General features: G+C 69.8%; 13 protein-coding genes and 1 tRNA gene. 5 read left to right on the top strand and 9 right to left on the bottom strand.

Translation table 11 applies throughout. The annotated features are described in order from the left end of the window. Positions 1 to 664 precede the first annotated feature (664 nt). From ACWGR4_RS20085 to ACWGR4_RS20075, 3 genes are read right to left on the bottom strand one after another with little or no spacing between them, the layout of a single operon-like run. Entirely contained in the window at positions 665 to 1,141 is a 477-nt protein-coding gene (locus ACWGR4_RS20085) for a flavoprotein (protein WP_452131611.1), read from the bottom strand. A 56-nt stretch (positions 1,142 to 1,197) separates the two neighbouring features. Further along, entirely contained in the window at positions 1,198 to 2,241 is a 1,044-nt protein-coding gene (locus tag ACWGR4_RS20080) for a helix-turn-helix domain-containing protein (protein WP_452131612.1), read from the bottom strand. Continuing rightward, complete coding sequence (locus ACWGR4_RS20075; RefSeq protein WP_452134225.1) at positions 2,199 to 2,426, bottom strand: helix-turn-helix domain-containing protein; 228 nt, start codon at positions 2,424 to 2,426, stop codon at positions 2,199 to 2,201. The genes ACWGR4_RS20080 and ACWGR4_RS20075 overlap by 43 nt, the downstream gene beginning before the upstream one ends. 158 nt (positions 2,427 to 2,584) lie before the next feature. Here ACWGR4_RS20075 and ACWGR4_RS20070 point away from each other — a divergent pair, with 158 nt between their 5' ends. The 3 genes from ACWGR4_RS20070 (at position 2,585) to ACWGR4_RS20060 (ending at position 4,509) form a co-directional block, all read left to right on the top strand. Beyond that, positions 2,585 to 2,800: a hypothetical protein gene (locus tag ACWGR4_RS20070; RefSeq protein ID WP_452131614.1), complete on the top strand. Its 216-nt coding sequence runs from the start codon at positions 2,585 to 2,587 to the stop codon at positions 2,798 to 2,800. A 53-nt stretch (positions 2,801 to 2,853) separates the two neighbouring features. Then, positions 2,854 to 3,402: an ATP-binding protein gene (locus tag ACWGR4_RS20065; protein ID WP_452131615.1), complete on the top strand. Its 549-nt coding sequence runs from the start codon at positions 2,854 to 2,856 to the stop codon at positions 3,400 to 3,402. 123 nt (positions 3,403 to 3,525) lie between these two features. Further along, a complete protein-coding gene (locus ACWGR4_RS20060) occupies positions 3,526 to 4,509 on the top strand; it encodes a hypothetical protein (protein WP_452131616.1) in 984 nt (327 codons plus the stop codon). Positions 4,510 to 4,533: 24 nt separating this feature from the next. On the opposite strand, the gene ACWGR4_RS20055 is transcribed toward ACWGR4_RS20060, so the two are convergent. Both ACWGR4_RS20055 and ACWGR4_RS20050 read right to left on the bottom strand, forming a co-directional pair. Further along, complete coding sequence (locus ACWGR4_RS20055; protein WP_452131617.1) at positions 4,534 to 5,124, bottom strand: hypothetical protein; 591 nt, start codon at positions 5,122 to 5,124, stop codon at positions 4,534 to 4,536. 279 nt (positions 5,125 to 5,403) lie between these two features. Beyond that, complete coding sequence (locus tag ACWGR4_RS20050; protein ID WP_452134222.1) at positions 5,404 to 6,228, bottom strand: NAD(P)-dependent alcohol dehydrogenase; 825 nt, start codon at positions 6,226 to 6,228, stop codon at positions 5,404 to 5,406. Here ACWGR4_RS20050 and ACWGR4_RS20045 point away from each other — a divergent pair. Beyond that, positions 6,200 to 6,496, top strand: a complete 297-nt coding sequence (locus tag ACWGR4_RS20045; RefSeq protein WP_452131619.1) for a hypothetical protein — start codon at positions 6,200 to 6,202, stop codon at positions 6,494 to 6,496. The genes ACWGR4_RS20050 and ACWGR4_RS20045 overlap by 29 nt on opposite strands. 16 nt (positions 6,497 to 6,512) lie before the next feature. Here ACWGR4_RS20045 and ACWGR4_RS20040 read toward each other — a convergent pair whose 3' ends face one another. After that, positions 6,513 to 7,937 carry an MFS transporter gene (locus ACWGR4_RS20040; protein WP_452131620.1) on the bottom strand — a complete coding sequence of 475 codons (1,425 nt, stop codon included), beginning with the start codon at positions 7,935 to 7,937 and terminating at the stop codon, positions 6,513 to 6,515. A gap of 270 nt (positions 7,938 to 8,207) precedes the next feature. On the opposite strand from ACWGR4_RS20040, the gene ACWGR4_RS20035 reads away from it, so the two are divergent. Further along, complete coding sequence (locus tag ACWGR4_RS20035) at positions 8,208 to 8,900, top strand: TetR/AcrR family transcriptional regulator (protein ID WP_452131621.1); 693 nt, start codon at positions 8,208 to 8,210, stop codon at positions 8,898 to 8,900. Positions 8,901 to 8,916: 16 nt separating this feature from the next. Here the strand turns inward: ACWGR4_RS20035 and ACWGR4_RS20030 are convergent, their stop codons facing one another. The 3 genes from ACWGR4_RS20030 to ACWGR4_RS20020 all read right to left on the bottom strand — a co-directional run bounded on the left by ACWGR4_RS20030 (position 8,917) and on the right by ACWGR4_RS20020 (position 12,669). Next, entirely contained in the window at positions 8,917 to 11,217 is a 2,301-nt protein-coding gene (locus ACWGR4_RS20030; RefSeq protein WP_452131622.1) for a hypothetical protein, read from the bottom strand. Positions 11,218 to 11,219: 2 nt separating this feature from the next. Further along, positions 11,220 to 11,291, bottom strand: a tRNA-Arg gene (locus ACWGR4_RS20025). Between the two features lie 115 nt (positions 11,292 to 11,406). Beyond that, positions 11,407 to 12,669, bottom strand: coding sequence for an MFS transporter (locus tag ACWGR4_RS20020; protein WP_452131623.1), 1,263 nt, complete (start codon positions 12,667 to 12,669; stop codon positions 11,407 to 11,409). Positions 12,670 to 12,726 lie beyond the last annotated feature (57 nt).

Below are 12,726 nucleotides of genomic sequence, written 5' to 3'. Positions count from 1 at the left end.
CCCCGGTCACCCCGTCCGTCCGGCCTTCGGGGCCCACCCGGCATCCCTACGGGTCCCCCCCCGGGGGTTTCTTCGCGCCCGCGCAGGCGCGATCGACGGCCTCCCTCCCGCTTCTTCCCGCTCCCTTCCGATCCGACCGACCGAGTCGCCTCATCGCGCGACCGGTGGTCCGGCGCCGCGTCGGGTCGATGTCCGGGAATCGAACTCCCGGAAGAATCGGGAACGTTCACCTGCGCCGCAGCAAGACCACGGTCACCACCCGCGACGGCACGCGTCCCGCTCTCGCGGGATCTCGCCGACGGACGCCCACACTGGACCCCAACCCGCGATCGATACCCCTCGCGAACGCCAGGCACCAAGTCGCACGAAGCCCTCGGGTCAGATCCCGGTTCGACGTGACGTGGAGCCGCAGGGGCGAAGCCGGCTCGCCAAAGGACTGAGCACGTCAGTGATCTCGGCCCGATCGAAGCCGCCCACCGAAGGATTCGTCATACGGACCACGGTGCCCGATGGCGCGTGCCGCTGTCACAACACCAGCGGCGGCGCCAGAGCCTCACGAAACCGTTGATCCACGATCACGTTGCGGTGTCCCTTCGGCGTGTGCGCCAAGGCATCCAAGGCGAGCCGGCAGGTGTCGCCGTGGCTTTCCTACTTCTTCGAGTCGTTATTCCTTTTGTGGCAGGGCGTCCAATGCGGCGTCCCAGGGGTAGGCGTCGAGGTTCCCGTGTTTCGGTACGTGAGGGACGAAGCCGTCGCCTCCGAGGAGGACCGTTACGCCGGCCGCACGCAACTCGCGCGTGCTGCGTGCCAGTGCGGGATGGGCGGCTTGGGCGACGTTGAGGTATGGCAGGGCCACAATCGGGATTTGAAGCCCGATCGCTTCGGTGATCAGTCCCAGCGCGAGGGTATCGGCGATGCCCAGTGCCCACTTGTTGAGTGTGTTGAAGGTCGCGGGTGCAACGAGGATGGCATTCGGAGAAGGCAGAACATCGGCCTCGGTGGGCAACTTGTACTGGAAGCGAACCGGGTGGCCCGTCAACGTACTCAATTCGTCGACTTCTTCTTCGATCCAGCGATACGCAGAGGGCGTGGTGATCAGGCAGGCGTCCCATCCTCGGTGTTGTGCGCGCTTGATTCCCACCCGGATACGTGTCGTGGGCGGCGCTGCGCAAGCGACTATGTACAGCACTCGTTGGGTCATGCCGGCATCCCACACCGCTGGGCAAAGGCGCGCAAGCGTGGCTCTGCCGAACCACCCACCCCGAGAGCTCGCAGGTCGGTTACGAGTTGATGGGTTCGAGGGCGACAGCGGACTTCTTGGGGAGCCGTCTGTTCGGCCTCCAAGAGCTTGTCGACGGCCTCGCCGCGTCGCCGTGCTCCGAACAGTCCCATGGCTACATCGACCGTGTGGTGGGCGCGGCGCTCTCTGGGCAGCGTCAGGAGCGAACTGGCGGACACCCGCGCGGATTCCGCGATGGCGTCGCCGCCCTGTTGCAGGCGGACGAGGGCGGAGACGCGGTGAATGCGGACATTCGTAGGTCCGAAGGCGGTCCACAAGACGTTTGCGTCGGCTCCGAGCCGGTTGGCCACGACCTCTGCCTCGGCCAGGAATTCGGGCACTTGAGTTCGGGCTCCGGCGTCGGCGGCGGCCATGGCGGCTTTCAGATGGAGCATGCCCAGGACACTGAGTCCATGCGTGCCACGGGCCACGAGATCCCGTTCGAGTGTCCGGGCCACGGCAGCGGCGAAGGTAACCGCCGCAGCTCCCTCACCGCCATGGAACATGGCGTCGGCCACATGCCGAGTCGCACCCGCGATCGCAACGGGGTCATGAGACCTGTCGGCCGCGACGAGTGACCGATCGGCAGCATGCCGCGCAAGGTTCTGATCGGCGTACTTGGTGGCAACGGCAACGGTCAGTTGGTAGGTCATCGAAAGAAGTGCATAGGCGGACATCTGCTGATCCCCGTCGGCACGGACCACGGCGCGACTGCCGGTCATCAGCAGGTCGGGAAGCTCTCTTCCGAGCGGAACGTAGTCACCGGCCTGGAAGGCGGTCCACCCGTACGCCACCCGCCTGCGCAGCATGTCAAGGTCAACCGGTGCGTCTTCGTCGTCGGCACCCAAGCCGGCCAGGATGACTTCGGGGTGGTTGACCGTGGCACGAATCTGCGCCAACTCGTGGGCGTCGATGCACTTTACCGTCGGCCGAATCTGTCCGCCGTCAAGGAGATCGGCCACGCGACGTGCAAGACCTGCGCCGCGCGCTCCACGACGGAGATCCGAGGATCGGACTGCCGGTGACCGCCTTCCAGATCCTGCACCCATCGCCGTGACTGGCTCATCAGGATGCCGAATTCCGACTGCGTCAGTCCGCGCCGAGCGCGCCAATAGGCGATCCTGCGGCCGATGCCGGACCCGTCCATTCGCTCCTCGATTCCCGAAGACACGCAAACTGCGTGCACACCTTCCGTTATAACCCCCTTACGGTCATCACAACGCACCTTCGTCATGTTGCCATCGAATGCGGTACGAACATCGCGTCGCAGTCGCGTTCGGAACTTCGAAACCTGCCAGGTGACCCATGACCGACATCCGCTTCACCGTCATCGATCCCGACTGTCCGGTCGCTCGCGACGGAATCACCGAAATCATCACGGTTCCCCTTCTGTTGTGCGATGCGAGCGCTGCGCCAGTGGGCCGGATCAACCTCTTGCTCGATGGGGGGCACGTCGAGTTGCTGTGCGCGAGCCTGATGTGCGCTCCCGGTAGCCCGGCTCCCGCGACGGGGCTCGCGTGACCTGGGCGAGCTCGAACTCCGCCGAAGCAATCTCCAGGTCGTTCGGGGAGGCCGTGACCTTGCCATTGACCACTTCCGTGGGTGTGGCCAGGTCGCTTCCGGCTGTTCCCGGGTCGGCGTGGGTTGCGCGGCATCTTGTGTGGGAGGTGTGTGACCGGATCGGGATTGATGGTGATCGGCGTGCCGATGTCGGGTTGATGGTTACCGAGTTGGTGGTGGAGGCGCTGCGGGGAGGTTCTGTGGTGACCTCGTACACGCTCGATGTCACGGGTGGGGTGGGCGACCGGGGGCCGGTCCTGGCTGTGGTGTTCCGTGAGATCGGTTGCGGTTGGCCCCCGCCCCGCCGTGTGCTCGAAGAGGGGCGCGGGCTTGCCATTGTCGCGGCGCTTGCCGCCGAGTGGCCGCACCGCGAATGCGGCTGGTTGACGCCGAAGTTGGGTGCTACCTCGTGGTTCATCGTTGGCGACGCGACTCCCGAACGGGCGCGATTGCTCCCCGAGCATCGGCTGCTTCACCTGCGCGGTGTGGAAAACGTGCACCGGGTGGGGTTGTCCGATGTTGGTTCTCCGCTGCGTTGCATCGACTGGGGTTGCGACTACTGAGTGACGCGACCGGTCGGGGGAAGTGGCAGTGGGGGTGGCTATGTTGCGCGCATGATCTTTCGTGAGCGTGCTTTGTCCAAGGCGGTTGACCGGCTTGAGCGGGCCTTGGGGGAGCAGGATGAAGTGTTGCTCAATGAGGCATTTCATGCGTTGAGCGGCGCGCTGCAAGGGGCGAAGCCGGCGAGTTGTGTGGAGGCGGGGCCGCGGATGGCGGCGTTGTTGCCGCGGGTTCCGATGGGGGCCGAGGGGATTCTTGCCGTGATGGTCGGGGCCTGTGTGGAGCACGGGGCCGATCCGGAGGCCTGTTCGGGGCCGATCCTGGCCGGGGTGGGCGAGGCCATGCGTGATGTGATGGCGTTTCCGGCGCTGTGGGAGGAGACGGTCGGGGGCGAACTGCCGGAACGCGACCACCTGATGCTGGGCGAGGTGGTGGAGCGGATCGCGGCGGTCGGTGGCATGGACGGGCGGAAGTTCGGGGCGGTGTCCGCGTGGATGCAGTTGCCGCTGTGGGAGATGGCCGGGGTCGCGGTGCTCCTCCACGCCGAGATACGCCGGGCGGTGCAGGCCGACGGGACGTTGGTCGCGCTGGTCGAGGAGGCCGCGCGCGGGGATGCGGACCTGAAGTGCCTGCGCTACCTGCTCAAGATGTTCGACGACGAGCCCTTGGTCGTTCTGCACCGTCCCTCCGGGACGGGATACCGGATGCGGGTGAGTCGGATCGGGGACAACTTCCAACTGCACACGCTCTTGGCGCATCTCCTCGTCGGAGGCGGTCATATCGCCGGTGAGGCGCCGTCGGCCGAGGCGGTGGCCGCAGCCCGGGATGCCGCGCTCGATGGGGAACTGCAGACGACCGGCGCGTTCAACCTGTGCGCGGCGGACGGCTCGTGGATCTGGAACGAGGGCTGCCCGGCGGACATCCCGCTCGTCGACGGAGAGCGCCTGTTGGTGCTGGATCCGCCGACGTACGGCCGCACTTGGACCGCCGGCCGGTTCTACCCGGCCCTGCCCGGCGACCTCACCTTGGAGGCGGTGCTGACCCGGGCCGAGACCGAGGCGTATCTGGCCAAGACCGGCCCCGTTCGGGCTTGGCCGGACGCCGACTGACAGGTAGCGCCGCCCGTGTTCGGGTCACTTTCGGCGGTGGTGGTAGGCGATGGTGAGGATCGCGAGTAGCGGGCCCCACAGGATCAACGGGGCGTAGCAGATGTAGAAGGAGGCGGCTTCCCAGCCGCCCGCCCGGCTCGGGAAGTCGTCGGGCAGGTCGTCGCCGCGGATGGTGGTGCCCATGATTTCGGTGGCCAGGGTCAGGACCGTCCACAAGAGGGTCAGGAACGTGGCGCCGAGGGCGGCGACGATCGTGACCGGCTTCGGGGGGACTCGACGGCCGCCGAGGATGGGGATCCGACGCGGGAAGACCTCGCCCCAGCCGGCGATCAGGCCGATCGCGGTGAAGGCGACGGCCTCGGAGAAGGCGGACAGGAAGACGATGTAGCACCGCTCGCCGATGCCGATGTTGTTGTCGAAGACCGCCGCGAGCCGCCAGAGGCCGGCCGGTAGAACGGTGAACGGGACCGCGTAGGCGACGAGTTGTACGCGGCGGGACACGCCGGGCACGGGCTCGTGGGCGGCGTGCCACGCGGTGCGAAGTCGTCCCGGGCGGGCGGTGGTGGAGGTGGAGGGGCGGCCGTCTCGTGATTCGGTGTGGTGCAGCGGCTGCATGTGGGGGTCCCCGTGTTCGATGGGCCGACGTGGGTCGATCCGTACGCGGACCAAGATCGCAGCAGGCGACGGACTTGTGGATCGCTCGCAGGGCTGAGCCGAGTGCGCTCCCGGGCGCACGAATTCGCGCGACCGGAGGGTGACGGTGGATGGCCGCCCCCGACTTGGGTCGCATTGTTGGAGGGGCGGCTGGGGGCGGGACGCCTCACGAATTACGGGGCGTACCGGCGAGATCCGACGCCACGTCGTCGTCGGCGCGGCCGACGGGCGCCCCGCGTGCTACGGGATCGTCACCACGACCTTGCCCCGTGCATGGCCGGCGTGGATATACCGCACAGCCTCCGGGAGTTCGGTGAAAGGGAAGGTGCGGTCGAGTACCGGGGTCAGCCGGCCGCTCTCGATTGTTTCGCGGAGGAAGCGCAGATCGTCCGGGCGTTCGGTGGAGACCAGGCCGCGAAGGTGATGGCGGACGAAGGGGCTCAGGAGCAGGGCTCGGAGGGTGCGGTCGGTGCCGCCGAGCCATCGCCCCCCGGTCTCGCTGCCGACGAGTACGAGGGTGCCCCGGGGAGTGAGCGCGCGGCGCAGGTCCGTCAGTCGGCGGTGGCCCGCGGTGTCGACGATCAGGTCCCAGTGGCGTGTTCCGTCGGTGAAGTCCTCGCGCGTGTAGTCGATCACCTCGTCCGCACCGAGCGAGCGCACCAACTCCGCCTTGCCGGTACTGCACACGCCGGTGACCCGCGCGCCGAACACCTTCGCCAACCCGACCGCGTACGTCCCGATGCCGCCCGCCGCGCCGACGATCAGCACCGCCTGCCCGGACCGCACCCGCCCCGCGTCCCGAAGTGCCTGGAGCGCGGTGTAGCCGGATACCGCGACGGCCGCAGCCTGTTCGAAGTCGAGACTCGCCGGTTTCACCGCGAGCCTGTCCTCCGCCGCGCACGCGTACTCGGCGAAGGCGCCTCGGCACGTGCCGAACACCTGGTCCCCGGGCCGGAATCGCGTCACCTTCGGGCCGACCGCCTCGACGACACCCGCGACGTCCGTACCGCGCACCTTCACCTTCGGCGCGCGCACGATGTCGTACGCGCTCCGGCACCTGGGCATCGCCGAACACCGGGCCGGCCGGCTCGACCAGGCGCGGGAGCGGTTGGAGTGGTCGACCCGACTGCGCCGCGAACTCGACTTCCCCGCCGGGGTCGCGGCCAACCTGGTCGGTCTGGCCTACATCGCCGCCGGCCAGGACCGCTGCGACGACGCCCTCGCGCTGATCGAGGAGGCGAGCGTCCTCGCCGAGGCGGCCGACGCGAAGGGCATCACCGCCTCGATCGAGGAGGCCCGCACCGCCCTGACCGAGGCCAACCCGCCCGCCTGACACCGCGAGTCCGCCGTCAACGAGCCTGCTCCGCAGGTGCGTTGCGGGGCAACAGCAGTACGGCCGGCAGGCACACCACGGTGACCACGAGCACCGTGACCAGGCTGACCGTCATCGCGTGCGCGGGGGCGCCGGCGTGGAAGTAGATCGTGGTCACCGTCGCCGAACCGATGCCGGCGGCCAGTTGTTGGATCGCGGTGAGCGCCCCGCCGGCGCTGCCCGCCTCGTCGGGCGCGATGTCGCCGAGGGCGATGTCGAAGATGGTGCCGAAGCACGTACCCATCCCGAGGCCGGTGACCAGCACCGCCGGGGCCAGGGCCCACAGGCTCAGGTCGGTACCGTGCGCGACGACGAGGGCGAGCAGCCATCCGGTGCCGACCAGTGTGATCAGCATGCCGATGAGGATGAGTGTGCGGCCGAGTCGCCGGGTGAGGGCCATGCACGCGCCGGCGGCGATGATGATCCCGATGGTCAGCGGCAGCAGGCCGAGGGCCGCGTCGCGGGGACCGGCGTTCAGGGCCTGCTGCATGAAGAGCGAGACGACATACGTCGATCCGCTGGTGACGGCGAAGAACAGCAGGCCGACGATCAGACCGGCCGTGAAGCCGCGATTGCTCAACAGCGACGGCTTGATCAGCGGGTTCGCGGCGGTTCGCCGGCGCCGCGCGAACAGGGCCAGCGCGACCAGACCGAGCACGAGGGAGCCGATCGGCAGGGCGTCCCAGCCGTTGGCGGAGCCCTCGATGAGGCCGAACATCAAGCCGAACATGGTCACGCCCAGGTAGCCGGCGCCGGGCCCGTCCACGGTGAGCGAGCGATCCCCGTCGTCGTGTGGGAGCAGGCGCAGCGCGGCGATGACGCCGATACCGCCCAGGATCAGGTTGACCAGGAAGATCGGCCGCCAGGACAGCCCGGCCACATCGGCGTCGATGACGAACCCGGCCAGGAGCGGGCCGCCGACGGTGGCCAAGCCGAGCAGCGGGCCGAACAGGTTGAACGCCTTGGCCAACATCTCGCGCGGAAACGTCCTGGTCATGATCGCCATGCCCTGCGGGAGGAGCAGCGCCCCGAAGGCGCCCTGGACCACCCGGGCGACCACGAGCAGCACCGGATCCGGCGCCAGTCCGCAGCCGGCCGAGGCCGCCGTGAAGCCGATCATGCCGATCAGGAACAGCCGGCGCTGACCGAACTTGTCGCCCAGGCGACCGCCGACCACCAGCAGTACACCCATGGCCAGCGCGTACGCCGAGCCGAGCCACTTGATCAGCGTCTCGCCGCCGCCGACGTCGTCCACGATCGTGGGCGCGGCGATGTTGGTCACCGTCGAGTCGATCATGTCCAGGGCGTCGGCCACCAGGACGAGGCCGAGGATCAGCCACAGGACGGTTCGTGAGGGTGACGCCTGCGCCGGCGTCGGGGCGGGTTCGGTGAGGACGGACATGGCGGACTCCGGAGGCAGGTCGGCATCAGGGGCGGAACGGGGGTGGGCCGGGCGAGCGCCGCACGGGCTCGGCGTACACGGTGCGTACGGCGACAAGCGAGCAAGGCGAGCCGGGCGAGCCGCGCGAACGGGGCGAGCGCCCTTCCAGAGGACCACACTCACTACAAAACCGCAATCACTACGGATTCATAGTCACGATGAAATCCTCGACACTACGACTACACCATCACTACAGATCCGTAGTACCTGCGACTTTGCTAGGATCGCCCCATGACCGACAGTCGGCCGCAGACACCCGCGCAGCCTCCCGCGAGCCGCCGCCGGCAACCCGCGGCGAAATCCCGACCCGCGTCGGAGACCCCGGCCGCCGCCGCAACGCCCGCCCCCTCCGAACCCCTCGGCCGCCGCGAGCGCAAGAAGGCCGCCACCCGCAAGGCCCTCTCCGACGCCGCGCTACGCCTGTTCCTGGAGCGCGGCTTCACCGAGGTGACCGTCGCCGAGATCGCCGAGGCCGCGGACACCGCCGTGACCACGCTCTTCGCGCACTTCCCCGGCGGCAAGGAAGCGTTGATCCTGAACGACGGCGACGAGCGCGAGGCTGCCCTGATCGCGGCGGTCCGCGAACGCCCCGAAGGCAGCTCGATCCTCACCGCCCTGCACACGTTCCTGACCTGGCGGGGGCCGTTCCGACCCGACCCGGATCCCGAGTTCCGCCGTCGGGCCGAACTCGTGGTGGCCACCCCGGCGTTGCGCGCGTACGCCAGATCGTTGTGGATCGGCTGCGAGGCGGCCCTGGTCCGGGTGATCGCCGAGGAGACCGGCCGCGACCCCGACGACCTGTCGCTGCGCGTCCTGGCCCGCTACGTGTTGGAGACCCCCGACCTGGCCGGCGGGGAACCCGAACCCCGCCGGGCGCTGGACGTCGTGTTCACCCACCTGCGCCAAGGATGGCCGGACCTGTAGGAACCGGCCCAAGCCCCTACCGCGACTCCAACAACCAATGCCGGCTCGTCGTCCACCCCACCAGCCGTCGGCCCGCGCCGTCGTCGAGCGTGCCCCGAGCGTTGAAGCGTGCGCCGGTGGCGACCGCGCGCAGCCCGAACACCGCCGGTGCCAGCCGTCGGCCCACGTGGTCGGGATACCGGGCGGTCTCGTCGTCCAACCAGGACTCCACCGCGGCCCGCTCCGCCTCGCCGCACAGCGACAGGTGGAACACCATCTGCCGCCACGCGTATGCCGCGTCCTTCACCATGCCCAGCGGCCGCGGGTTGCCCTGTGTGCGCGCCGTCAACCGGCATACCGCGGTGAACGAACGCCGGGCCAGGTCGGCCCAGTTCGGCTCGACCCCGACCGGTCCGGCGAGCGCCGCCAGGTTGTGCGTGGTCAGGATCTGCGCATGTTCGAGCACCACGCCGTTCGAGGCCACGGACCACCCCGACCCGACCCCGCCCCGAGACCGGCACATCTCGCCGAACCGGGCGAGCGACGCGTCGGAGTACGCACGCCAGTCCGGGTCCCCGTTCACCCATTCCGCCATCGCTGCGTAATCGATGTCGAAGTACCGCTCGTACAAAGACCCTTCCAGGACCTCCCGGGCCAGCACCGCCGCGCCCAGGAACTTCCGGGAGAACCGGCCCATGAAGATGTCCGCCGCCAACTCCTCCACCCACGGCACCCGCACCCCCGCGCCGGCGGTGAGCGCGGACAGCTGGGCGATCATCGGGTTGGGCAGGATCGTCGCCGGGAAGCCGGTCAGGGCCAGTTCGCCGAGGCGGGTCAATACCGTCCGGGCCTGCTCCCGGGCCTCGACGCCGTGCTCGCGCCGACCGGATACCGCGGCCACCCACGGCAGTTCCTCGGCCCGGACCTGGTGCTGCAGATTCACCAGCAACAACGAGCGACGATTGCCGAACGCCCGGTGGTGCGCGCTCATCAGCGCCCGCAACGACGCCTCGGGGTATGCCTGTGCCGTCGTCGAGGCAACCAACTGCGGTACCAACTCGGCCAGTACCTCGGCCGACGGCACGATGCCGCGTTCGATCAGCGTCCCGATCGGCGCACTCAGCGCCCGCTCGACCAACTGCCGGATCGCCACCGGGATCTCCGCGTGCGCCGGCACACCGGTCGCCTCGTGCTCGGCCGTCGTGACCGGCCCGAGCAGCGCACCGGTGTCGGTCGTCCCGGCATCCTGCGGCAGGTCGCCCAACCGCCGCACCACCACGCGGGCCAGCTCGTGGTGCATCGGCCGCTTCGCATCGTCCGCCTGCCGCTCGCGCAGCCGTGTGTGCTCGGCCGATCCGGGGATTCCGCGCCGACCCACCATCGACACGATCGTGTGCCGGACCAGTCCGAGCCGGCGCGCGTCGAGCGGGCGTCCGGCGAGGACATCCGCGAGCGCGGTGCGCAGGATGCTCTGATTCTGCTTCGGGTCGCGGTGTTTGCCGCACAGACGATGCTCGGCCGCCAACACCTCGTACCGGTCCAGCAGTTCGCGTCCGCGCAGCCGCCAGTCCGGGTCCGGGTCGCGGGTGAGTACATGGCCGGTGTCGACGTCGGTGACGTCCAGCCAGAGCGTGAGCAGTTCGTCCGTGAACGGGTTCCAGACGGCAAGGGCCTCGCGCATCGCCTCGATCGCGCGCTTCGGCGGTCGCCGAGCCACCTCGGCGCGGGCCTCGCCGACCGTACGCCGGTACGCCGTCGAGGGGTCGGGCGCGGGGGCGGACGTCGGGCGCGGCGCGAAGCGCAGGCGGTCCGCGAACGGCGCGATCACCTCCAGGAGTTCGAGCGCCGCGGCCCGCTCGCCCGCCCGGGCCGACCAGGCCACCGCGAGCAGCGCGGCTTCCTCCGGCACGGTCACCTCGTAGTGCCCGCTGTCGAGCATCGTGGTGAGTTCGGCCAGACCCGCATCGCTCAGGTGATACTCGAACAGGGCGCGCCGATCGGCCGGTACGCCTACACGGCGCGCGAGTTCGACCTCGTGCGGCAGCAGCGGGCCGCCCGCGCTCGCCGCCCCGGTGGCAAACCCGCCGCGCACCACCTCGGGCGTCACCCAGGCCGGGAACTCGGCGACGGGCGTGCGCGAGCCGATCCGCAACGAGCCGTCGCGCAGGCCATGCAGCACTTGGCGCCAACGCCCGAGCCGGAGTTCGGCACGGCGGCGGGTGTCCGCGTCCTCGTGGGTCGCGGCCGTGCGGAGGGCCCGGGCCAGTTGCCCGCCGATGTAGGTACCGTCGGCGCTCTCGGGCGTGGGCCCCCGTCGCTGCTCTTCGTTGTCGTTCATAGCCGGCATGGCGGGTTCCGCCCCCGCGCCCTCCGGGTCCGAAGCCCGGTGCTCTACTGCTGAGCTACACGCCGTTGTCGTTGCGGGCCCAGGGTAGAGGCGCAGACGAGGGCGGAACAATCGGATTAGCGGCGGGGCTCGGTCCGCCTCAATCGTATTCGCGGCGTGGCTCGGTCCGCCCCGGGTCGGTCAAGCCTGCCCGGCGGGGGCGGACTCGGTCGCGGGCTCCGCCGCGACGGGCGCGTCCGTTGCGGCGCCTTTCGCCGCGTCCTCCGCCGCATTCGTGGTCATCCGAACGTCCGGCAACAGCAACAGCGCCAGATTCGAGGCCAATACGAGTACGGCGGCCACCAGCAGTGGCGTGGTACTGCCGATCGCCGCCGCAACCGGAGCCGCCACGGCCAGGCCGAGCGGCCGGGCCGCGAAGGAGATCAGCGTGTCGAACGAGCCGACCCGGCCCAGCGCCTCCGCCGGGATCCGGCGCTGCATCGTGGTCTCCCACAGCGGGCTGAGGATGCCCAGACCGAGCATGGCGACGAAGTAGCCGGCCGCGACGACCGGCATCGGGGCGTGCAGGGCCAGGGTGGTGAGCGGGACCGCGTAGAGCGCGGCGCCGAACGTGGTGGCCACCAGGGGACGGCGAATCGGCAGGCGGGAGGAGACCCACACGCCGAACAGCAGCCCCACGGTGCCGACTTGAGCGATGATCACCCAGGACCGGTCGCCACCGAGCCGGTCCACGGCGATGATCGGCCCGAGGGTGAGCAGAAAGCCGGCCGCCAGGTGCCAGACGCCGTGCGTGATCACGCTCGCCAGGAACCAGGGATGGCGCTTGGTCTCCTCCCACCCGGCCCGCAACTCGCCCAGGAACGCGCCCGGTTCGGCCCGACGCACGACCCGCTCGGGACGCAGGCCGCCGAACGTGGCGGCCGATCCGACGAACAGCAGCCCGGTGAGCAGCGAGGACCAGCCGGCGCCGACCGCCAGCATCAGTCCGCCGGCCGCCGCGGGGGCCGCCATCTGGGCCAGGCCCTGGACCACGCCGAGGCGGGAGTTGGTCCGCATCCGCTCCGGTTCGGGCACCACCGACACCACGAGGGTATGGATCGCCGACGTGCCGAACGCGACGGCGGCGCCGGTGAGCGCGGACAGTACGGCCAGGTCGGGGATCCGGGGCGGGGCCGAGAGCAGTTCGACGCCGATCGCCAACTGGGCGGCGGCGCGTACCAGGTCGGCGATCAGTATCACCCGGTGCGGAGGGAAACGGTCCGCCATCACCCCGGCCACCGGCAGCAGCAGCAACATCGGGATCAGCTCGCATGCCAGGACCAGGCCCAGATCGCCGTTGGAGCCGGTGTGTACGAGCGCCAGGGTCAGCGTGGTCGGGATCAGCGCGGTCGCGAAGGCCGCGAAGGAGCGGCCGAGGATCAGCCGTCGGGTCGAGGACGTCATGATCGCAATATAATTCGTCAGCGAATCTTTCGCCAGCAAATTAACGACCCGCATAGC

This window comes from Embleya sp. NPDC055664 (genome assembly GCF_053618075.1).
This window is presented reverse-complemented; position numbering and strand designations above follow the sequence as displayed.